This window comes from Pseudomonas sp. 39004 (genome assembly GCF_028682155.1).
Classification (GTDB): domain Bacteria; phylum Pseudomonadota; class Gammaproteobacteria; order Pseudomonadales; family Pseudomonadaceae; genus Aquipseudomonas; species Aquipseudomonas capeferrum.
The window spans coordinates 1-19456 of the sequence record NZ_JANIAG010000050.1; the positions used below are offsets into that span (position 1 = coordinate 1).

Annotated in this window: 18 protein-coding genes; 14 read left to right on the forward strand and 4 right to left on the reverse strand. The window is 61.4% G+C overall.

Features of this window, described 5'->3' with window-relative positions:
• Nucleotides 1–5 precede the first annotated feature (5 nt).
• Nucleotides 6–773 carry an FCD domain-containing protein gene (locus NP534_RS11345; protein ID WP_274098766.1) on the forward strand — a complete coding sequence of 256 codons (768 nt, stop codon included), beginning with the start codon at nucleotides 6–8 and terminating at the stop codon, nucleotides 771–773.
• Nucleotides 774–933: 160 nt separating this feature from the next.
• Here NP534_RS11345 and smpB read toward each other — a convergent pair whose 3' ends face one another.
• A complete protein-coding gene (gene smpB / locus NP534_RS11350) occupies nucleotides 934–1416 on the reverse strand; it encodes an SsrA-binding protein SmpB (RefSeq protein ID WP_012312633.1) in 483 nt (160 codons plus the stop codon).
• 163 nt (nucleotides 1417–1579) lie between these two features.
• Between smpB and NP534_RS11355 the strand changes: the two genes are divergently transcribed.
• On the forward strand, nucleotides 1580–2014 hold the full coding sequence (locus tag NP534_RS11355; protein ID WP_033701615.1) for a type II toxin-antitoxin system RatA family toxin: 435 nt from the start codon (nucleotides 1580–1582) through the stop codon (nucleotides 2012–2014).
• Nucleotides 2015–2074: 60 nt separating this feature from the next.
• Here the strand turns inward: NP534_RS11355 and bamE are convergent, their stop codons facing one another.
• Nucleotides 2075–2608, reverse strand: coding sequence for an outer membrane protein assembly factor BamE domain-containing protein (gene bamE, locus NP534_RS11360; RefSeq protein WP_033701613.1), 534 nt, complete (start codon nucleotides 2606–2608; stop codon nucleotides 2075–2077).
• 97 nt (nucleotides 2609–2705) lie between these two features.
• On the opposite strand from bamE, the gene fur reads away from it, so the two are divergent.
• Nucleotides 2706–3110, forward strand: coding sequence for a ferric iron uptake transcriptional regulator (fur, locus tag NP534_RS11365; RefSeq protein ID WP_019470441.1), 405 nt, complete (start codon nucleotides 2706–2708; stop codon nucleotides 3108–3110).
• Nucleotides 3111–3195: 85 nt separating this feature from the next.
• On the opposite strand, the gene recN is transcribed toward fur, so the two are convergent.
• Entirely contained in the window at nucleotides 3196–4869 is a 1674-nt protein-coding gene (gene recN / locus NP534_RS11370; protein WP_274098757.1) for a DNA repair protein RecN, read from the reverse strand.
• 193 nt (nucleotides 4870–5062) lie between these two features.
• Here recN and grpE point away from each other — a divergent pair, with 193 nt between their 5' ends.
• The 8 genes from grpE to NP534_RS11410 all read left to right on the forward strand — a co-directional run bounded on the left by grpE (nucleotide 5063) and on the right by NP534_RS11410 (nucleotide 15427).
• Nucleotides 5063–5617 (forward strand): nucleotide exchange factor GrpE, encoded by a 555-nt coding sequence (grpE, locus tag NP534_RS11375; RefSeq protein WP_274098758.1) that lies wholly within the window; start codon nucleotides 5063–5065, stop codon nucleotides 5615–5617.
• 102 nt (nucleotides 5618–5719) lie between these two features.
• Complete coding sequence (dnaK, locus tag NP534_RS11380; protein WP_274098759.1) at nucleotides 5720–7645, forward strand: molecular chaperone DnaK; 1926 nt, start codon at nucleotides 5720–5722, stop codon at nucleotides 7643–7645.
• Between the two features lie 212 nt (nucleotides 7646–7857).
• Complete coding sequence (dnaJ, locus tag NP534_RS11385) at nucleotides 7858–8982, forward strand: molecular chaperone DnaJ (RefSeq protein ID WP_033701606.1); 1125 nt, start codon at nucleotides 7858–7860, stop codon at nucleotides 8980–8982.
• Between the two features lie 13 nt (nucleotides 8983–8995).
• Nucleotides 8996–9802: a 4-hydroxy-tetrahydrodipicolinate reductase gene (dapB, locus tag NP534_RS11390; RefSeq protein ID WP_047583812.1), complete on the forward strand. Its 807-nt coding sequence runs from the start codon at nucleotides 8996–8998 to the stop codon at nucleotides 9800–9802.
• A 254-nt stretch (nucleotides 9803–10056) separates the two neighbouring features.
• Nucleotides 10057–11193 (forward strand): glutamine-hydrolyzing carbamoyl-phosphate synthase small subunit, encoded by a 1137-nt coding sequence (gene carA / locus NP534_RS11395; protein WP_274098760.1) that lies wholly within the window; start codon nucleotides 10057–10059, stop codon nucleotides 11191–11193.
• 106 nt (nucleotides 11194–11299) lie between these two features.
• Nucleotides 11300–14521, forward strand: a complete 3222-nt coding sequence (gene carB / locus NP534_RS11400) for a carbamoyl-phosphate synthase large subunit (protein ID WP_033701599.1) — start codon at nucleotides 11300–11302, stop codon at nucleotides 14519–14521.
• Complete coding sequence (gene greA, locus NP534_RS11405; protein ID WP_077068663.1) at nucleotides 14518–15000, forward strand: transcription elongation factor GreA; 483 nt, start codon at nucleotides 14518–14520, stop codon at nucleotides 14998–15000. Before carB ends, greA begins: the two co-directional genes overlap by 4 nt.
• Complete coding sequence (locus NP534_RS11410; RefSeq protein WP_081874760.1) at nucleotides 14978–15427, forward strand: MFS transporter; 450 nt, start codon at nucleotides 14978–14980, stop codon at nucleotides 15425–15427. The genes greA and NP534_RS11410 overlap by 23 nt, the downstream gene beginning before the upstream one ends.
• Nucleotides 15428–15439: 12 nt before the next feature.
• On the opposite strand, the gene NP534_RS11415 is transcribed toward NP534_RS11410, so the two are convergent.
• Entirely contained in the window at nucleotides 15440–15748 is a 309-nt protein-coding gene (locus tag NP534_RS11415; RefSeq protein WP_027595032.1) for a YhbY family RNA-binding protein, read from the reverse strand.
• Nucleotides 15749–15850: 102 nt separating this feature from the next.
• Here NP534_RS11415 and rlmE point away from each other — a divergent pair, with 102 nt between their 5' ends.
• The 3 genes from rlmE to folP all read left to right on the forward strand — a co-directional run bounded on the left by rlmE (nucleotide 15851) and on the right by folP (nucleotide 19445).
• A complete protein-coding gene (gene rlmE, locus NP534_RS11420; protein WP_033701595.1) occupies nucleotides 15851–16477 on the forward strand; it encodes a 23S rRNA (uridine(2552)-2'-O)-methyltransferase RlmE in 627 nt (208 codons plus the stop codon).
• 203 nt (nucleotides 16478–16680) lie between these two features.
• The gene (gene ftsH / locus NP534_RS11425; RefSeq protein WP_033701593.1) at nucleotides 16681–18585 is read left to right on the forward strand and encodes an ATP-dependent zinc metalloprotease FtsH; all 1905 of its coding nucleotides are present in this window, start codon (nucleotides 16681–16683) and stop codon (nucleotides 18583–18585) included.
• Between the two features lie 8 nt (nucleotides 18586–18593).
• On the forward strand, nucleotides 18594–19445 hold the full coding sequence (folP, locus tag NP534_RS11430; RefSeq protein WP_274098761.1) for a dihydropteroate synthase: 852 nt from the start codon (nucleotides 18594–18596) through the stop codon (nucleotides 19443–19445).
• Nucleotides 19446–19456: the final 11 nt, after the last annotated feature.

Sequence of the window (19456 nt, forward strand, 5' to 3'; positions counted from 1 at the left end):
ATGTGATGGTTTTTGATCAGGTCCGCCAACGGCGCCTGTCCGACGACATCGTCGATCGGTTGGAAGGGATGATTCTCGAAGGCACGCTGACCTCGGGCCAGCGGCTGCCGGCCGAGCGCGTTCTGGCCGAGCAGTTCGGTGTGTCGCGCCCGTCACTGCGTGAGGCCATCCAGAAGCTGGTGGCCAAGGGGCTGCTGATCAGCCGCCAGGGCGGTGGCAATTACGTCGCCGAGTCACTGGGCTCGACGTTCAGCGACCCGCTGTTGCAGTTGCTGGAGCACAGCCCCGAGGCGCAGCGTGACCTGCTTGAGTTTCGTCATACCCTGGAGGCGTCCTGCGCGTACTACGCGGCCCAGCGCGCCACCGAGCCGGACCGTGCACGGCTCAAGGCAGCCTTCGACACGCTGCAGGACTGCTACACCCGGGTTGACCAGGTGACGCGGGCTGAGGAGGGCGCAGCGGATGCGCGCTTTCACCTGGCGATTGCCGAGGCCAGCCATAACGCGGTCTTGCTGCATACCATCCGCGGCTTGTTCGACCTGCTCAAGCGCAACGTGGTGACCAACATCGGCGGCATGTACCAACAGCGGACCGAAACCCGGGACATGCTGATCAGTCAGCACCGGGAGCTGTACCTGGCGATTGTCGAGGGCAGGGCGGAGGATGCGCGGGAGGTTTCCAGCCGGCACATTCTGTATGTGCAGGAGGTGCTGGAAGAGGCGCACGAAGAGGCGCAGCGCGTGGCGCGGGCAGAGCGACGCAGCGGACGTTAAGCGGTCAATGCTGATGCGCCTCCTGTAGGCGCGGCCTTGCGTCGCGAAAGGACTGCGTAGCAGTCCCCGGATTTGTGCGTCGCCGCTGATATCCGGGGGCCGCTTTGCGGCCCTTTCGCGACGCAAGGCCGCTCCTACAGCAAGCGCGCAAGGGCGGAATCTAGTCTTCCTTGCCCTTGTTCCGCACGGCACGCTGCAGCTCGCGGTTGGAATCGCGTTCGCGCACGGTGTCGCGCTTGTCGAATTCCTTCTTGCCCTTGCCAAGCGCGATCTCGCACTTGATCAGGTGCTTGCTCCAGTACAGCGCCAAGGCCACACAGGTGTAGCCCTTCTGCGCCACCGCCGCTTCCACACGCTCCAGCTCGCGCTTGTTCAGCAACAGTTTGCGCGAGCGGATGGGGTCGGCGATGACGTGGGTGCTGGCCGTGGTCAGCGGGGTGATGTGGCTGCCGAACAGCCAGGCTTCGCCATCCTTGAGCAGCACATAGCTGTCGGTCAGGTGCGCCTTGCCGGCCCGCAGGCTCTTTACTTCCCAACCGGACAGGACCAGCCCGGCCTCGAACTTGTGTTCGATGAAGTAATCGTGTCGCGCTTTCTTGTTTTGCGCGATGGTCCCGGTCGGATGTTTCTTTTGTTTAGCCATAGGGGCGGCATTATAGGCAACTCGATGCGTCGTCGGCTATGGGATTTCGGTGTGCTTGAGCCACCGCAATGAATACCGGACAATACAGGCCCTGTCGTAGGTACAGAACCTGTTTTCGGCACGCTGCGAAGCGCCGCCACCCAGCCTTGGAAGTGACGCCTGGATGACTACCCATATTCAACGCTCCGCCCTGCTGCCGTATCCCGCCCAGGCGCTCTATGATCTGGTCAATGACGTGGCCAGCTACCCGCAGTTCCTGCCGTGGTGCTCTGCCGCTACCGTGATCGAGGCCAGCGACACGCACATGCGGGCCAAGCTCGAGGTGGCCAAGGGCGGCATGAGCCAGCATTTCGTCACGCGCAATGTGCTGGTGCCGGGCCAATCCATCGAAATGAACCTGGAGGAGGGGCCGTTCTCCCAGCTGCATGGCGTGTGGGTGTTCAAACCGTTGGGCGAGAAGGCCTGCAAAATCAGCCTGGACCTGTCTTTCGACTATGCCGGCCCCTTGGTGCGGGCCACGTTGGGGCCGCTGTTCAATCAGGCTGCCAACACCCTGGTCGATGCCTTCTGCCAGCGTGCCAAGCAGCTGAATAGCTGAGTGCTGGCCGCAAACGAAAAAGCCCGGGCCTAGGCCCGGGCTTTTTAATGCCACCCGCGTTTATTGCGGGGAGGTTTCCAGCGGTGCTGGTGTCGGGACCGGCGTGGCCTCGATGGTGTCGATTTCGCGCTGGATGGATTCTTCCACCGAACCCGGCTTGGCCGGTTTCTCTTCAGGCTGAGGCGTAGCCTGCTCTGGCTGAGCCGCAGGGCTGACAGTGGTGTCACTGCTGCCACCGAGGATTTCCTGGTCGCGGCTCACGCCTGGCATGAAGTCGCCCGACAGGCTGACCAGTTGGTCGCCCTCGTTGAAGAAAATGCTCATGCGCTCTTGCTGGCGTTTTCCGCCACCAGGCTGCAGGCTGTACAGGTAGTCCCAACGGTTGGTGTTGAACGTATCCTGAATCAGGGGGTTGCCCATGATAAACCTTACTTGCCGTCGGGTCATTCCCGGGCGTAATTGGTCTATCATGTCCTGCGTGACGACATTGCCCTGCTGGATGTCGATTTTGTAAACCCCGGGAAACGAGCAACCGGCGAGTGCGAGCAGTCCCACTAGGGTGAGGCTGGTTAGCAAGAGCTTGGTGTTTTGCATCGGTGGGCGACTTCCACTATCTTGGCTGGACAACGTAAACCCCGATCATACCCGTATTAAGAGAAGCTGCGAAGCAGCATCGGCGAGAAAGCTGACCATGGTTGAAAATAGCGAATTACGCAAAGCCGGTCTCAAGGTTACCCTGCCTCGAGTAAAGATCCTTCAGATGCTCGACTCTACCGAGCAGCGTCACATGAGTGCCGAGGATGTCTACAAGGCCTTGATGGAAGCTGGTGAGGACGTTGGCCTGGCCACCGTCTACCGCGTGCTGACCCAGTTCGAAGCGGCGGGTCTGGTGGTTCGCCACAACTTCGACGGCGGCCACGCAGTCTTCGAGCTGGCGGATGGCGGTCACCACGACCACATGGTCAACGTGGAAACCAGTGAAGTCATCGAGTTCATGGACGCTGAAATCGAGAAGCGTCAGCGCGAGATCGTGGCCGAGCATGGCTTCGAGCTGGTGGACCACAATCTGGTCCTGTACGTGCGTAAGAAAAAGTAACGATTTCGATCGTTATAAATAGCAAAGGCGACCTTCGGGTCGCCTTTGTGCTTTGTGCTGCAGGAAAATGCTGGGGGGCAGGGGCTCACGCCTTGCCGCTGACCACCATCTTGCGCGCATGCGCCAAGGATTCCTTGGTGAGGTCGATGCCGCCGAGCATGCGCGCCACTTCCTCGACCCGTTCGCGTTTGCCCAGGCTGGCCACCGCCGTGTGGGTGGTGTCGCTGTGGCGCACCTTGTGCACGAACAGGTGGTGGTGCCCTTGCGCCGCAACCTGAGGCAAGTGGGTTACGGTCAGTACCTGGCCGCGCTCACCCAGCCGGCGCAGCAGTTGGCCGACGATTTCGGCGGTGGGGCCGCCGATGCCCACGTCCACTTCGTCGAAGACCAGGGTAGGGATGCGTGAGGTCTGCGCGGTGATCACCTGGATGGCCAGGCTGATGCGTGACAGCTCACCACCCGAGGCCACTTTCGCCAGGCCTTTGAGCGGTTGCCCCGGGTTGGCGCTTACCAGCAGTTCAATCTGCTCCAGGCCGTGGGGCGACAGGTCGTTGCCCTCGTTAGGGATCAGTTCGATACAGAAGCGCCCGCCCGGCATGCCCAGGCGCTGGACCTCCAGTTCCACGGCCACCGCCAGTTGCTGGGCGGCCTGCTGGCGCAAGGCGCTCAGTTCGCGCGCACGGTCCTTGTAATGCTGGGCATAGGCCGCCAGTTCTTCGCCCAGGCGCTCGATCGACTCGTCGCTGGCGTTCAGGCCTTCCAGTTCTTCCATCAACCGTTGCTGCAGGTGGGGCAGTTCGGTGGGGTGCACGCGGTGCTTGCGGGCCAGGGTATAGATAGTGTCGAGGCGTTCTTCCAGGGCCTGCAGGCGCATTGGGTCGGCGTCGAAGTGATCGAGGAAGCGGTTGAGCTCGCCCACGGCTTCTTCGACCTGGATCTGCGCACTGGCGATCAGGTTGGCGGCCTCGCCCAAGGCCTTCGGTGAGTTGCTTGCGGCGCCCAGCCGGTTGAGGCTGGCGGTGAGGGCGCTGAGCACATTGCCCGAGTCGCTCTCGCTGCACTGGTCGATGACCTGGCGGCAGATGCCGAACAGGGCCTCGGCATTGGTCAGGTTCTTGTGTTCCTGCTCCAGCTGCTCCAGCTCGTTTTCGCCCAGGCCGAGGTTGTCCAGCTCTTCCAGCTGATAGCTGAGCAGCTGGTGGCGGGCGCGCTGCTCGTCACCTGAATTGGACAGGCGCTCCAGCTCCAGGCGGGTCTGGTTCCAGCGCTTGGCGGCCAGTTGCACCTGGCGGGCCAGGTCGATGGCGCCGGCATATTCGTCCAGCAGGCGCCGATGGGTGTCGGTCTTGAGCAGCGACTGGTGCTCGTGCTGGCTGTGGATGTCGATCAACAGCTCGCCGAGCGACTTCAAGTCGCCCAGCGGGCAGGGCGTGCCATTGATGTAGCCGCGGCTGCGGCCTTCGGCGGTGATCACCCGGCGCAGGATGCACGGGCCGTCGTTGTCCAGGTCGCGCTCGGCAAGCCAGGTGCGCGCTTCGGGGATATCTGCCAGGTCGAAGGTGGCGAGGATGTCTGCCTTGTCTGCGCCGGGGCGCACCACGCCGCTGTCCGCACGGTCGCCGAGGGCCAGGCCGAGGGCGTCGAGCATGATCGATTTGCCTGCGCCGGTCTCGCCGGTGATGACGGACATGCCGCGGGCAAGTTCGAGGTCAAGGTGCTCGACGATGGCGTAGTTGTGAATGGACAGGTGCAGCAGCATGGGGGCGGCTCCCGAAGGGACAGGTCTGGTTATTTATACAGTACTTTTTTCTACCCTGACAATGCCCGCTCGCACATTCTCATCCGCCCGGGAAAACCATGTTGCCCCTTGAAGCTGGTTTTTCCGGCCCCATATAGCCGACAACAAAGGCGAGCCTGGCTCGCAATCCAGAAATCTGCGCAGGAGAGACCCAATGGCTGACGAACAGCTGAATGAGAAAGACCTTAACGTCGAAGAGGCAGGTGCAGCAGATGTCGGCGCCCGTGTTCTGGAGCTCGAGGAACAGCTGGCCGCCGCCAAGGATCAGTCGCTGCGCGCCGTTGCCGACTTGCAGAACGTGCGCCGTCGCGCCGAGCAGGATGTGGAGAAGGCGCACAAGTTCGCCCTGGAAAAGTTCGCTGGCGACCTGCTGCCAGTGATCGACAGCCTGGAGCGTGGCCTGGAGCTGTCCAATGCCGACGACGAAAGCATCAAGCCGATGCGTGAAGGCATCGAGCTGACCCTGAAAATGTTCCACGACACCCTCAAGCGCTACAACCTCGAGGCTGTCGACCCGCATGGCGAACCGTTCAACGCCGAGCACCACCAGGCCATGGCCATGGAAGAAAGCGCCGAGGTCGAGCCTAACAGCGTGCTCAAGGTGTTCCAGAAAGGCTACCTGCTCAACGGCCGCCTGCTGCGCCCCGCCATGGTGGTGGTCAGCAAGGCGCCGAGCGCAGCTCAGCCTTCGATCAATGAAAAGGCTTGAAATCTGTCGGGGCAACCCCATCTAGGTGTCAAGCCTTCAAGTATTACCGCAGTTGGCCAAAGTAGTCGCTGCTAACCAAATTCAAGTTTCGGGAGAGTTAACATGGGTAAAATCATCGGTATCGACCTGGGGACCACCAACTCGTGCGTCTCCATCCTGGAAAACGGTAACGTCAAAGTCATCGAAAACGCCGAGGGTGCGCGTACTACCCCTTCGATCGTGGCCTATGCCAACGATGGCGAAATCCTGGTAGGCCAGTCTGCCAAGCGTCAGGCTGTCACCAACCCGCACAACACCCTGTTCGCAGTGAAGCGCCTGATTGGCCGTCGCTTCGAAGAGCAAGTGGTGCAAAAAGACATCGAGCTGGTGCCGTACAAAATCGCCAAGGCCGACAACGGTGACGCCTGGGTCGAAGTCAACGGCCAGAAAATGGCGCCGCCGCAAATCAGCGCCGAAGTCCTGAAAAAGATGAAGAAGACCGCCGAAGACTACCTCGGCGAGCCTGTCACCGAAGCGGTCATCACCGTGCCGGCCTACTTCAACGACAGCCAGCGTCAGGCCACCAAAGACGCCGGCCGCATCGCCGGTCTGGACGTAAAGCGCATCATCAACGAACCGACCGCTGCGGCACTGGCCTATGGCATGGACAAAGCCAAGGGCGACCACACTGTCATCGTTTATGACCTGGGTGGCGGTACCTTCGACGTTTCGGTCATCGAAATCGCCGAAGTCGACGGTGAACACCAGTTTGAAGTACTGGCTACCAACGGCGACACCTTCCTGGGTGGCGAAGACTTCGACATGCTGCTGATTGACTACCTCGTCGAGGAGTTCAAGAAAGAGTCCGGCATGAACCTGAAGGGCGACCCGCTGGCCATGCAGCGCCTGAAAGAAGCCGCTGAAAAGGCCAAGATCGAGCTGTCGTCCGCGCAGCAGACCGACGTCAACCTGCCGTACATCACTGCAGATGCCACCGGTCCTAAGCACTTGAACGTGAAAATCTCCCGCGCCAAGCTGGAGTCGCTGGTTGAAGGCCTGGTGCAGCGCACCATCGAGCCTTGCCGCATCGCGCTGAAAGATGCCGGCATCGACGCCAGCAAGATCGACGACGTGATCCTGGTCGGCGGTCAGACCCGTATGCCGCTGGTACAGAAAACCGTTGCCGACTTCTTCGGCAAGGAAGCCCGCAAGGACGTCAACCCGGACGAAGCCGTCGCCATGGGCGCCGCTATCCAGGGTGCAGTTCTGGCCGGTGACGTGAAAGACGTACTGCTGCTGGACGTCAGCCCGCTGACCCTGGGTATCGAAACCATGGGTGGCGTGATGACTGCGCTGATCGAGAAGAACACCACCATCCCGACCAAGAAGTCGCAGGTGTTCTCGACTGCCGACGACAACCAGAGCGCCGTGACCATTCACGTGCTGCAAGGTGAGCGTAAGCAGGCTTCGAGCAACAAGTCGCTGGGCAAGTTCGACCTGGCCGAGATCCCGCCAGCACCACGCGGTGTTCCACAGATCGAAGTGACCTTCGACATCGACGCCAACGGCATCCTGCACGTCGGCGCGAAAGACAAGGCCACCGGCAAGACCCAGTCGATCGTGATCAAGGCCAACTCCGGCCTGTCCGATGACGAAATCGAGCGCATGGTGCGTGACGCCGAGGCCAACGCCGAGGAAGACCGCAAGTTCGAAGAGCTGGCCGCTGCCCGTAACCAGGGTGATGCACTGGTTCACTCGACCCGCAAGATGGTCGCTGATGCAGGTGACAAGGTCACCGCTGAAGAGAAAACCGCCATCGAAGCGGCAGTCGTTGCCCTGGAAGCCGCTGTCAAAGGCGACGACAAGGCCACGATCGACGCCAAGGTCGAAGAGCTGTCCAAGGTCTCCGCGCCAGTGGCTCAGAAGATGTACGCCGAGCAGCAAGCCGAACAGCCTCAGGGCGGCGCGCAGCAGGCCGAGCCGGAAGCCAAGCACGATGACGTGGTTGACGCCGAGTTCGAAGAAGTAAAAGGCGACGACAAGAAGTAATTTTTGCATGTTGTCGGCCAGCTCACCGCCGTTTGGCGGTGAGCTGGTAGGATGTCGCCGCGCGGGGGCTTGCTCCCGCGTTGGTGTGTCTGGAATACGCGAATTTTTACAGCATCTGTCAGGACGCATTCGCGCGGCAGGTGCTTACGGCACAGCGCCCATGCGCCTATGCGCAGCGCTCTGTCGAACGCCCTCAAGAGTGCAAATGACCTATGGCAAAGCGTGATTATTATGAGGTCCTGGGTGTCGAGCGTGGCGCCAACGAAGGTGATCTCAAAAAGGCCTATCGCCGCCTGGCGATGAAGTACCACCCCGACCGCAACCCGGGCGACAAGGAGTCGGAAGAGCAGTTCAAGGAGGCCAACGAGGCCTACGAAGTGCTGTCCGATGCCAGCAAGCGCGCGGCCTATGACCAGTATGGTCATGCCGGCGTCGACCCTAGCATGGGTGGCGGTGGTGCCGGCTTCGGTGGTGCCAACTTCTCCGACATCTTCGGCGATGTGTTCAGTGATTTCTTCGGTGGCGGCCGTGGCGGCTCGCGCGGTGGCGCCCAGCGTGGCAGCGACCTGCGTTACACCCTGGAGCTGAACCTGGAAGAAGCGGTGCGTGGCACCACGGTCAGTATCCGCGTTCCTACTCTGGTCAACTGCAACCCTTGTGATGGCTCCGGCGCGAAGAAGGGCTCGACCCCGTCGACCTGCCCGACCTGCGGCGGTATCGGCCAGGTGCGCATGCAGCAAGGCTTCTTCTCGGTGCAGCAGACCTGCCCGCGCTGCCATGGCCAGGGCAAGATCATCACCGACCCTTGCGGTGCGTGCCACGGCGAAGGCCGTGTCGAGGAATACAAGACGTTGTCGGTCAAGGTGCCGGCAGGTGTCGATACCGGTGACCGCATTCGCCTGTCGGGCGAGGGCGAGGCCGGTACCCATGGTGGCCCGACTGGCGACCTGTACGTGGTCATCAACGTGCGTGAGCACGAGATCTTCCAGCGCGATGGCAAGCACCTGTACTGCGAAGTGCCGATCAGCTACACCGACGCTGCCCTGGGTGGCGAGCTGGAAGTGCCGACCCTCGATGGCCGGGTGAAGCTGAAGATCCCGGAAGGCACCCAGACCGGCAAGCAGTTCCGTCTGCGCGGCAAGGGTGTGGCACCGGTACGCGGTGGTGGGGCAGGTGACCTGCTGTGCCGTGTGGCGGTGGAAACCCCGGTCAACCTCAGCCGTCGCCAGCGCGAGCTGCTCGAAGAGCTGCGTGATTCGCTGGAAGGCGACAGCTCCCATTCGCCCAAGGCCAATGGCTGGTTCGATGGCGTGAAGCGCTTCTTCGGCGATCTCTGACAAGGAACAGGTTATGCGACGTATTGCGGTAATGGGCGCGGCAGGGCGGATGGGCAAGACCCTTGTCGAAGCTGTGCAGCACCAAGCGCCTCAGGCGGGTTTGACGGCGGCGATCGATCGCCCTGACAGCAGCCTGGTAGGGGCTGATGCAGGGGAGTTGGCGGCCTTGGGTCGTATTGGCGTGCCGATCTCCGACGACTTGGTCAAGGTTGTGGACGAGTTCGACGTGCTGATCGACTTCACGCACCCTTCGGTGACCCTGAAGAACCTCGCGTTCTGCCGCAAGGCGGGCAAGGCCATGGTCATTGGCACTACTGGCTTTACGCCGGAAGAGAAAGCGTTGCTGGTCGAAGCGGGCAAGGATATCCCGATCGTCTTTGCCGCCAACTTCAGCGTTGGCGTCAATCTGTGCCTGAAGCTGCTGGACACCGCAGCGCGCGTACTGGGCGACGAGGTCGACATCGAGATCCTCGAGGCGCACCACCGGCACAAGGTCGATGCGCCGTCGGGTACTGCGCTGCGCATGGGTGAAGTGGTGGCTCAGGCGTTGGGGCGTGACCTGAAGGAAGTGGCCGTGTATGGCCGCGAAGGCCAGACCGGTGCGCGTGATCGCCAGACCATCGGCTTCGCTACGGTGCGTGCCGGTGACGTGGTGGGTGACCACACCGTGCTGTTCGCCGCCGAAGGCGAGCGGGTGGAGATCACCCACAAGGCCTCGAGCCGCATGACCTTCGCCAAGGGTGCGGTGCGTGCCGCGCTGTGGCTGGATGGGCGTGAGCCGGGGCTGTACGACATGCAGGACGTGCTGGGGCTGCACTGACCAGGTGATCTCGGCGGCGCGCCCTTCGCGGGGCGCGCCACGCTTCATCGATTCTGTCGCAATCATGTGTTTTAGAGACACATATACGGTAGACCGAAAACGCACTTTTCTGTAAGCTACAGCTTTAGTGTGTCCACTAAAAGCGCGCAGCGAATTGAATTCAGCACATGAAAGCGGGGTGACGTGTCCATACGTCACTCCGCTTTTTTGCAACCTGCGATCGCCCTTTCATGCTTGATTTACGGGAGGTCTTCTTGACAAAGCCAGCCATACTCGCCCTTGCCGACGGCAGTATTTTTCGCGGTGAAGCCATCGGTGCCGACGGTCAGACCGTTGGTGAGGTGGTGTTCAACACCGCTATGACCGGCTACCAGGAAATCCTTACAGACCCTTCCTACGCCCAGCAAATCGTTACCCTGACCTATCCGCACATCGGCAACACTGGTACCACCCCGGAAGACGCCGAGTCGAACCGTGTCTGGTCTGCCGGCCTGGTCATCCGTGACCTGCCGCTGCTGGCCAGCAACTGGCGTAACACCCAGTCGCTGCCTGACTACCTCAAGGCCAACAACGTCGTTGCCATCGCCGGCATCGACACTCGTCGCCTGACCCGTATCCTGCGTGAAAAGGGCGCTCAGAACGGCTGCATCCTCGCCGGTGACAACATCAGCGAAGAAGCCGCCATCGCCGCTGCCCGCGCCTTCCCGGGCCTCAAGGGCATGGACCTGGCCAAGGTCGTTTCCACCAAAGAGCGTTACGAGTGGCGCTCCAGCGTGTGGGAACTGAAAACCGACAGCCATCCGACCCTGGAAGCTTCCGAGCTGCCTTACCACGTGGTCGCCTTCGACTACGGCGTCAAGCTGAACATCCTGCGCATGCTGGTTGCTCGTGGCTGCCGCGTGACCGTGGTGCCTGCTCAGACCCCGGCCAGCGAAGTGCTCGCACTCAACCCTGATGGCGTGTTCCTGTCCAACGGCCCTGGTGATCCGGAGCCTTGCGACTACGCCATCCAGGCCATCAAGGAAATCCTTGAAACCGAGATCCCGGTATTCGGTATCTGCCTCGGCCACCAGCTGCTGGCCCTGGCCTCCGGCGCCAAGACCGTCAAGATGGGCCACGGCCACCACGGTGCCAACCACCCGGTCCAGGACCTGGACACCGGCGTGGTCATGATCACCAGCCAGAACCACGGTTTCGCCGTTGACGAAGCCACGCTGCCGGGCAACGTCCGCGCCATCCACAAGTCGCTGTTCGACGGTACCCTGCAGGGCATCGAGCGCACCGACAAGAGCGCGTTCAGCTTCCAGGGCCACCCTGAAGCGAGCCCAGGCCCGACTGACGTCGCGCCACTGTTCGATCGTTTCATCGATGCCATGGCCAAGCGCCGCTGAGCATCCTGCATCAAGGCCCCGGGCCGGCTCGCGCCGCGCCCGGAAGCGCCTGACCCAGATTGTTCAAGACGGCTTGCCGACTGACCCGCGGATTTGAGTGACAACCATGCCAAAACGTACAGACATCAAAAGCATCCTGATTCTCGGCGCTGGCCCGATCGTGATCGGCCAGGCCTGTGAATTCGACTACTCCGGCGCCCAGGCTTGCAAAGCCCTGCGCGAGGAAGGCTATCGCGTCATCCTGGTGAACTCCAACCCGGCCACCATCATGACCGACCCGGCCATGGCCGACGCCACCTACATCGAGCCGATCAAATGGCAGTCGGTGGCCAAGATCATCGAGCAGGAGCGCCCTGACGCCGTCCTGCCGACCATGGGCGGCCAAACCGCACTGAACTGCGCCCTGGACCTGGAGCGCCACGGCGTTCTGGAAAAGTTCGGCGTAGAGATGATCGGCGCCAACGCCGACACCATCGACAAGGCAGAAGACCGTTCGCGCTTCGACAAGGCGATGAAAGACATCGGTCTGGAATGCCCGCGTTCCGGTATCGCCCACAGCATGGAGGAGGCCAATGCGGTCCTCGAGAAGCTCGGCTTCCCATGCATCATCCGTCCGTCCTTCACCATGGGCGGCACCGGTGGTGGCATCGCCTACAACCGTGAAGAGTTCGAAGAAATCTGCGCCCGTGGTCTGGACCTGTCGCCGACCAAAGAGCTGCTGATCGACGAATCGCTGATCGGCTGGAAGGAATACGAGATGGAGGTGGTCCGCGACAAGAAGGACAACTGCATCATCGTCTGCTCGATCGAGAACTTCGACCCGATGGGCGTGCACACCGGCGACTCGATCACCGTTGCCCCAGCACAGACCCTGACCGACAAGGAATACCAGATCATGCGCAACGCCTCGCTGGCGGTGCTGCGTGAAATCGGTGTCGAAACCGGCGGTTCCAACGTGCAGTTCGGTATCTGCCCAGACACCGGCCGCATGGTCGTGATCGAGATGAACCCGCGTGTATCGCGTTCGTCGGCCCTGGCCTCCAAGGCCACTGGCTTCCCGATCGCCAAGATCGCCGCCAAGCTGGCTGTCGGCTACACCCTCGATGAGCTGCAGAACGACATCACCGGCGGCCGTACCCCGGCGTCGTTCGAACCGTCGATCGACTACGTCGTCACCAAGCTGCCACGTTTCGCCTTCGAGAAATTCCCGAAAGCCGACGCCCGCCTGACCACCCAGATGAAATCCGTGGGTGAAGTCATGGCCATCGGCCGTACCTTCCAGGAATCCCTGCAGAAAGCCCTGCGCGGCCTGGAAGTCGGTGTTTGCGGTCTGGACCCGAAAGTTGACCTGGCCAGCGCCGAAGCGGCCAGCATCCTCAAGCGCGAGCTGACCGTGCCGGGCGCCGAGCGTATCTGGTATGTGGCCGACGCCATGCGTTCGGGCATGACCTGCGAAGAGATCTTCGCCCTGACCGGCATCGACATGTGGTTCCTGGTTCAGATGGAAGACCTGATCAAGGAAGAAGAGAAGGTCAAGACCCTGGCCCTGTCGGCCATCGATAAAGGCATGATGCTGCGCCTCAAGCGCAAAGGCTTCTCGGACCAGCGCCTGGCTGTGCTGCTTGGCATTACCGACAAGAACCTGCGTCGTCACCGCCACAAGCTGGAAGTGTTCCCGGTCTACAAGCGCGTCGACACCTGCGCTGCCGAGTTCGCCACCGACACCGCCTACCTGTATTCGACCTACGAGGAAGAGTGCGAGGCCAACCCGTCGACCCGCGACAAGATCATGATCCTGGGTGGCGGCCCTAACCGTATCGGCCAAGGCATCGAGTTCGACTACTGCTGCGTGCACGCGGCCCTGGCGCTGCGTGAAGACGGTTACGAGACCATCATGGTCAACTGCAACCCGGAAACCGTCTCCACCGACTACGACACCTCCGACCGTCTGTACTTCGAGCCGCTGACCCTGGAAGACGTGCTGGAAGTCTGCCGTGTCGAGAAGCCGAAGGGCGTGATCGTTCACTACGGCGGCCAGACCCCGCTGAAACTGGCACGCGCCCTGGAAGAAGCTGGCGTACCGATCATCGGTACCAGCCCGGACGCCATCGACCGCGCCGAAGACCGCGAGCGCTTCCAGCAGATGGTTCAGCGCCTGAACCTGCTGCAGCCGCCAAACGCGACCGTGCGCAGCGAAGACGAGGCCATCCGTGCCGCTGGCGGTATCGGTTACCCACTGGTCGTGCGCCCGTCGTACGTACTGGGTGGCCGCGCCATGGAGATCGTCTACGAGCTGGACGAGCTCAAGCGCTACCTGCGTGAAGCCGTACAGGTGTCCAACGACAGCCCGGTGCTGCTCGACCACTTCCTCAACTGCGCCATCGAGATGGACGTGGATGCGGTCTGCGACGGCACCGACGTGGTGATCGGCGCGATCATGCAGCACATCGAGCAGGCCGGCGTTCACTCCGGTGACTCGGCGTGCTCGCTGCCACCGTACTCGCTGCCGGCTCACGTGCAGGACGAAGTCCGCGAACAGGTCAAGAAAATGGCCTTGGAGCTGGGCGTTGTCGGCCTGATGAACGTTCAGCTGGCCCTGCAGGGCGACAAGATCTACGTGATCGAAGTCAACCCGCGCGCTTCGCGTACCGTGCCGTTCGTCTCCAAGTGCATCGGCACCTCGCTGGCCATGATTGCCGCCCGCGTGATGGCGGGTAAAACCCTGAAAGAGATCGGTTTCACCAAAGAAATCATCCCGAACTTCTACAGTGTCAAGGAAGCCGTCTTCCCGTTCGCCAAGTTCCCAGGGGTTGACCCGATCCTCGGCCCTGAGATGAAATCGACCGGTGAAGTCATGGGCGTCGGTGACAGCTTCGGTGAAGCGTTCGCCAAGGCTCAGATGGGTGCCAGCGAAGTGCTGCCAACCGGCGGTACCGCGTTCATCAGCGTGCGTGACGACGACAAGCCACAAGTGGCTGGCGTTGCCCGCGACCTGATCGCCCTGGGCTTCGAAGTGGTTGCCACTGCCGGCACCGCCAAGGTTATCGAGGCGGCAGGCCTGAAAGTGCGCCGTGTGAACAAAGTGACCGAAGGTCGCCCGCACGTGGTCGATATGATCAAGAACGACGAAGTGTCGCTGATCATCAACACCACCGAAGGCCGTCAGTCGATCGCTGATTCCTACTCGATTCGTCGCAATGCGCTGCAGCACAAGATTTACTGCACCACCACCATTGCGGCCGGTGAAGCCATCTGCGAAGCGCTGAAGTTTGGTCCCGAGAAGACCGTTCGTCGCTTGCAGGATCTGCATGCAGGACTCAAAGCATGAGCATTACCAAATACCCGATGACCGTCCAGGGCGCTCGCGCCCTGGAAGAGGAGCACCTGTTCCTGAGCAAGACCGAGCGCCCGCGGCTGAGCCAGGCTATCGGTGAAGCACGCGAGCTGGGTGACCTCAAGGAAAACGCCGAATACCATGCCGCCCGTGAAGAGCAGGGCATGGTCGAGGCGCGTATCCGCGATATCGAAGGCCGCCTGCAGAACTCGGTGGTGATCGATGTGACCTCAATCCCGCACACCGGCAAGGTCATTTTCGGCACCACCGTCGAGCTGGCCAATACCGAAACCGACGAGCGCGTGAAGTACCAGATCGTGGGTGAAGACGAAGCCAACATCAAGCTGGGCAAGTTGTCGGCAGGCGCGCCGATTGCCCGTGCCATCATCGGCAAGGAAGAAGGTGATATCGTCGTCATCAAGACGCCAAGTGGCACGGTCGAGTACGAGATTGTCGAAGTCCAGCACATCTGACCGGCGCCTGCGGGCGCCATCCCTTGAAGGGATCCTCTGGCAGCTGGCCCAGGTTTTCTGGGTCGGCGGCTTGTGGGTGTTTCATGTGGGGCTGGTGCCCGCGCTCAAGGTCAGTGGCCTGGCGCCCCTGCTGGTGCAGGATATTGCCGGGCAGATCGACCGCTGGTTGATTGGCGTGGCCTTGCTTGGCTTGTTGACCCAGCTGGCGGTATTGGCGAGGGTGGATGGCCTGGCGGCCTGGTGGCGACAGTTCCGTGGCCAGATGCTGTTGCTCGGCTTTGGTGCCTGCGTGGGGTATTACACCTTGCGCTACGGTATATCCGTGGGTGAGCGCTGGCAGATGTTCTGTTTCCTGGTGCTGGGTTTTTCCGGCATCGTGCTGGTGGCCCAGCCAGTACCGGTCAGGGCGCGCAAGGCGCGCCACTGATCGGAGCCGCTATTATTTGAAGCGGTGGATGTTCGACAGCTGCTTGTTCGGCTGTGGGTTCTTGCGGTAGATCAGCGCTTTCTTGCCGATGGTCTGCACCAGTTCAGCACGGCCGACCTTGCACAACTCGGCAATGGCGGCAGCGCGTTCTTCACGATCTTCGGAGCGAATCTCGACCTTGATCAGTTCATGATCGGCGAGTGCGCGTTCCAGTTCGGCGGCAACGCCTTCGTTAACACCGTTGCCAGCAACGATCAGGACCGGCTTCAGGTCATGACCAATGGACTTGTATTGCTTCTTCTGCTCGTTATTGAGCGGCATAATCTGACCCTTTCCGTCTGATTCTGTAAAATTGACAGGCATTTTACCCGAGGGCCCCCGGCTCCGCCCAGTCAATCACGACGCATATCATCGAGGTGCCCCGTGGTACAACGTTCCAAAAGCAGCGCTAACTGGCTGCGTGAGCATTTTAACGACCCTTTCGTCAAACAAGCGCAGAAGGATGGCTACCGTTCGCGTGCGAGCTACAAACTGCTTGAGATCCAGGAAAAGGACCGGTTGATCCGCCCGGGCATGAGTGTGATCGACCTCGGCGCAGCCCCAGGAGGCTGGTCGCAGGTGACCAGTCGTCTGATTGGTGGCCAGGGCCGTCTGATTGCCTCCGATATCCTGGAAATGGACTCGATCCCGGACGTGACCTTCATTCAGGGTGACTTCACCCACGATGAAGTGCTGCAGCAGATTCTGGAAGCGGTCGGCGATTCGCATGTAGACCTTGTGATTTCCGACATGGCCCCCAATATGAGTGGTACGCCTGAAGTGGACATGCCGCGCGCCATGTTCCTTTGTGAGTTGGCGCTTGACCTGGCAACCCGCGTGCTGAAGCCTGGTGGTGACTTCCTGATCAAGATTTTCCAGGGCGAAGGCTTCGACATGTACTTGAAGGACGTTCGCACCAAGTTCGACAAGGTGCAGATGCGCAAGCCGTCGTCTTCGCGGGATCGCTCGCGTGAGCAGTACCTGCTGGGTAAAGGTTTCAAAGGCGTGTGAAAGGCGTGCTACGGGGTGGCTGATAGTTAATTCCAATCGGCCAGCCCGTCAGGATCGTCCGAACTTCGTGTAGTCTAGGTTTCACAAAGGGTTACAGACGGTGCCTGCGGATGCGTAGGTAATGTAGTAAGTTAGGGCGATGAATATCATGCGAGGCACGGCTGCGTCGTGCGCCGGCCTCAGAGGGTAGCGAATTGAACGACATGGCAAAGAATCTGATCCTGTGGTTGATCATCGCAGCTGTCCTGGTGACAGTGATGAACAACTTCTCAAGCCCTAACGAGCCGCAGACCCTCAACTACTCCGACTTCATCCAACAGGTCAAAGACGGGAAAGTCGAGCGTGTGACCGTCGACGGCTACATCATTACAGGCAAGCGCGCTGACGGCGACAGCTTCAAGACCGTGCGCCCGGCCATTACCGACAATGGCCTGATCGGCGACCTGGTCGACAACCACGTGGTCGTCGAAGGCAAGCAGCCCGAGCAGCAGAGCATCTGGACTCAGTTGCTGGTAGCCAGCTTCCCGATCCTGGTGATCATCGCGGTATTCATGTTCTTCATGCGCCAGATGCAAGGCGGCGCGGGCGGCAAGGGCGGGCCGATGAGTTTCGGCAAGAGCAAGGCGCGCCTGCTGTCCGAAGACCAGGTCAAGACCACCCTGGCAGACGTCGCGGGTTGCGACGAAGCCAAGGAAGAAGTCGGCGAGCTGGTCGAATTCCTGCGTGACCCGGGCAAGTTCCAGCGCCTCGGCGGCCGTATTCCTCGCGGCGTGTTGATGGTCGGCCCACCGGGTACCGGTAAGACCCTGCTGGCCAAGGCCATTGCCGGTGAGGCGAAAGTGCCGTTCTTCACCATTTCCGGTTCGGACTTCGTTGAAATGTTCGTCGGTGTCGGTGCCAGCCGTGTGCGCGACATGTTCGAGCAGGCCAAGAAGCACGCCCCGTGCATCATCTTCATCGACGAAATCGACGCCGTGGGTCGCCACCGTGGCGCCGGTATGGGCGGTGGTCATGATGAGCGCGAACAAACCCTCAACCAGCTGCTGGTAGAGATGGACGGCTTCGAGATGAACGATGGCATCATCGTCATCGCCGCAACCAACCGTCCGGACGTCCTCGACCCGGCACTGCTGCGTCCTGGTCGTTTCGACCGCCAGGTGGTGGTTGGCCTGCCGGACATCCGCGGCCGTGAGCAGATCCTCAAGGTGCACATGCGCAAGGTGCCGATCGGCGAGAACGTCAACCCGGCGGTCATTGCCCGTGGTACCCCAGGCTTCTCCGGTGCCGACCTGGCCAACCTGGTCAACGAAGCATCGTTGTTCGCTGCTCGCTCCAACAAGCGCCTGGTCGAAATGAAAGAGTTCGAGCTGGCCAAAGACAAGATCATGATGGGCGCCGAGCGCAAGACCATGGTCATGTCCGAGAAAGAAAAACAGAACACCGCCTACCACGAAGCCGGTCACGCCATCGTCGGTCGTCTGGTGCCTGAGCATGACCCGGTCTACAAGGTTTCGATCATCCCGCGTGGTCGTGCCCTGGGTGTGACCATGTTCCTGCCTGAAGAAGACCGTTACAGCCTGTCCAAGCGTGCGCTGATCAGCCAGATCTGCTCGCTGTACGGCGGCCGTATCGCCGAAGAAATGACCCTGGGCTTCGACGGTGTCACCACTGGTGCCTCCAACGACATCATGCGTGCCAGCCAGATTGCCCGGAACATGGTCACCAAGTGGGGCCTTTCCGAGAAGCTCGGCCCGTTGATGTATGCCGAAGAAGAAGGCGAGGTGTTCCTCGGCCGTAGCGCCGGCAGCCAGCACGCCAGCGTGTCGGGTGAAACCGCCAAGCTGATCGACTCGGAAGTGCGCAGCATCATCGACCAGTGCTACGCCACGGCCAAGCAGCTGCTCACCGACAACCGTGACAAGCTCGATGCCATGGCTGAAGCGCTGATGAAGTACGAGACCATCGATGCCGACCAGATCGACGACATCATGAATGGTCGTGCCCCGCGCGAACCTCGCGATTGGGATGGTGACTCGGCTTCGGGTACCCCGGCAGCCCAGGGTGATCGCCCGGAATCGCCGATTGGCGGCCCAGCGGCTCAACACTAAGGGCATCTATGAGTTCAGTGCAGTACCCGACCCGGTTGCCTTGCGGCAACCGGGTTCTTGATTTGTCGCGTACCCATGTCATGGGTATCCTCAATATCACCCCCGACTCCTTCTCTGACGGCGGGCGCTTCAGCCAGCGCGACGCTGCGCTGCGGCATGCCGAAGCGATGGTCGCCGCAGGCGCCACGCTGATCGACATCGGTGGCGAGTCGACTCGCCCTGGGGCGCGTGCCGTGTCCGTGACCGAAGAAATCGAGCGCGTGGCGCCGATGGTCGAGGCAATCAATAGCCGCCTGGATGTGGTCATTTCGGTCGATACCTCCACGCCTGCGGTCATCCGTGAGTCTGCGCGGCTGGGGGCTGGGCTGATCAACGACGTACGCGCGCTGGAGCGCGATGGTGCCCTGGACGCGGCGGCCGATACCGGTCTGCCGGTGTGCCTGATGCACATGCGCGGTGAGCCGGGCAATATGCAGGACGACCCGCATTACGATGATGTGACAGCGGACGTTACGCGATATCTTGAACAACGGATGGCCGCCTGCGCTGCGGCGGGCATCGATGCAAGCAGAATCATTCTTGACCCAGGCTTCGGTTTCGCCAAGACACTGGCGCACAACCTGAGCCTGTTCAAGCACATGGAAGCGCTCTATCGCCTTGGGCGCCCACTGCTGGTGGGTGTTTCACGAAAGAGCATGATCGGCCTGACGCTGGATCGTCCGGTCGGCGAGCGTTTGTACGGCAGCCTGGCGCTGGCTGCGTTGGCCATGACCAAGGGAGCGAGTATTCTTCGCGTCCATGATGTGGCCGAAACTGTCGATGTAGTACGCATGATCGCTGCCGTGCAAAACGCCGAATAAGAACATTGGAG

Bases quoted from the DNA above. Each gene is read 5' to 3' on its own strand.
- folP (WP_274098761.1), top strand. From the start codon at position 18,594: ATGAGTTCAGTGCAGTACCCGACCCGGTTGCCTTGCGGCAACCGGGTT.
- grpE (WP_274098758.1), top strand. From the start codon at position 5,063: ATGGCTGACGAACAGCTGAATGAGAAAGACCTTAACGTCGAAGAGGCA.
- recN (WP_274098757.1), bottom strand. From the start codon at position 4,869: ATGCTGCTGCACCTGTCCATTCACAACTACGCCATCGTCGAGCACCTT.
- dnaJ (WP_033701606.1), top strand. From the start codon at position 7,858: ATGGCAAAGCGTGATTATTATGAGGTCCTGGGTGTCGAGCGTGGCGCC.
- dnaK (WP_274098759.1), top strand. From the start codon at position 5,720: ATGGGTAAAATCATCGGTATCGACCTGGGGACCACCAACTCGTGCGTC.
- fur (WP_019470441.1), top strand. From the start codon at position 2,706: ATGGTTGAAAATAGCGAATTACGCAAAGCCGGTCTCAAGGTTACCCTG.
- NP534_RS11415 (WP_027595032.1), bottom strand. From the start codon at position 15,748: ATGCCGCTCAATAACGAGCAGAAGAAGCAATACAAGTCCATTGGTCAT.
- bamE (WP_033701613.1), bottom strand. From the start codon at position 2,608: ATGCAAAACACCAAGCTCTTGCTAACCAGCCTCACCCTAGTGGGACTG.
- carB (WP_033701599.1), top strand. From the start codon at position 11,300: ATGCCAAAACGTACAGACATCAAAAGCATCCTGATTCTCGGCGCTGGC.
- dapB (WP_047583812.1), top strand. From the start codon at position 8,996: ATGCGACGTATTGCGGTAATGGGCGCGGCAGGGCGGATGGGCAAGACC.
- ftsH (WP_033701593.1), top strand. From the start codon at position 16,681: ATGGCAAAGAATCTGATCCTGTGGTTGATCATCGCAGCTGTCCTGGTG.
- NP534_RS11345 (WP_274098766.1), top strand. From the start codon at position 6: ATGGTTTTTGATCAGGTCCGCCAACGGCGCCTGTCCGACGACATCGTC.
- greA (WP_077068663.1), top strand. From the start codon at position 14,518: ATGAGCATTACCAAATACCCGATGACCGTCCAGGGCGCTCGCGCCCTG.
- smpB (WP_012312633.1), bottom strand. From the start codon at position 1,416: ATGGCTAAACAAAAGAAACATCCGACCGGGACCATCGCGCAAAACAAG.
- NP534_RS11355 (WP_033701615.1), top strand. From the start codon at position 1,580: ATGACTACCCATATTCAACGCTCCGCCCTGCTGCCGTATCCCGCCCAG.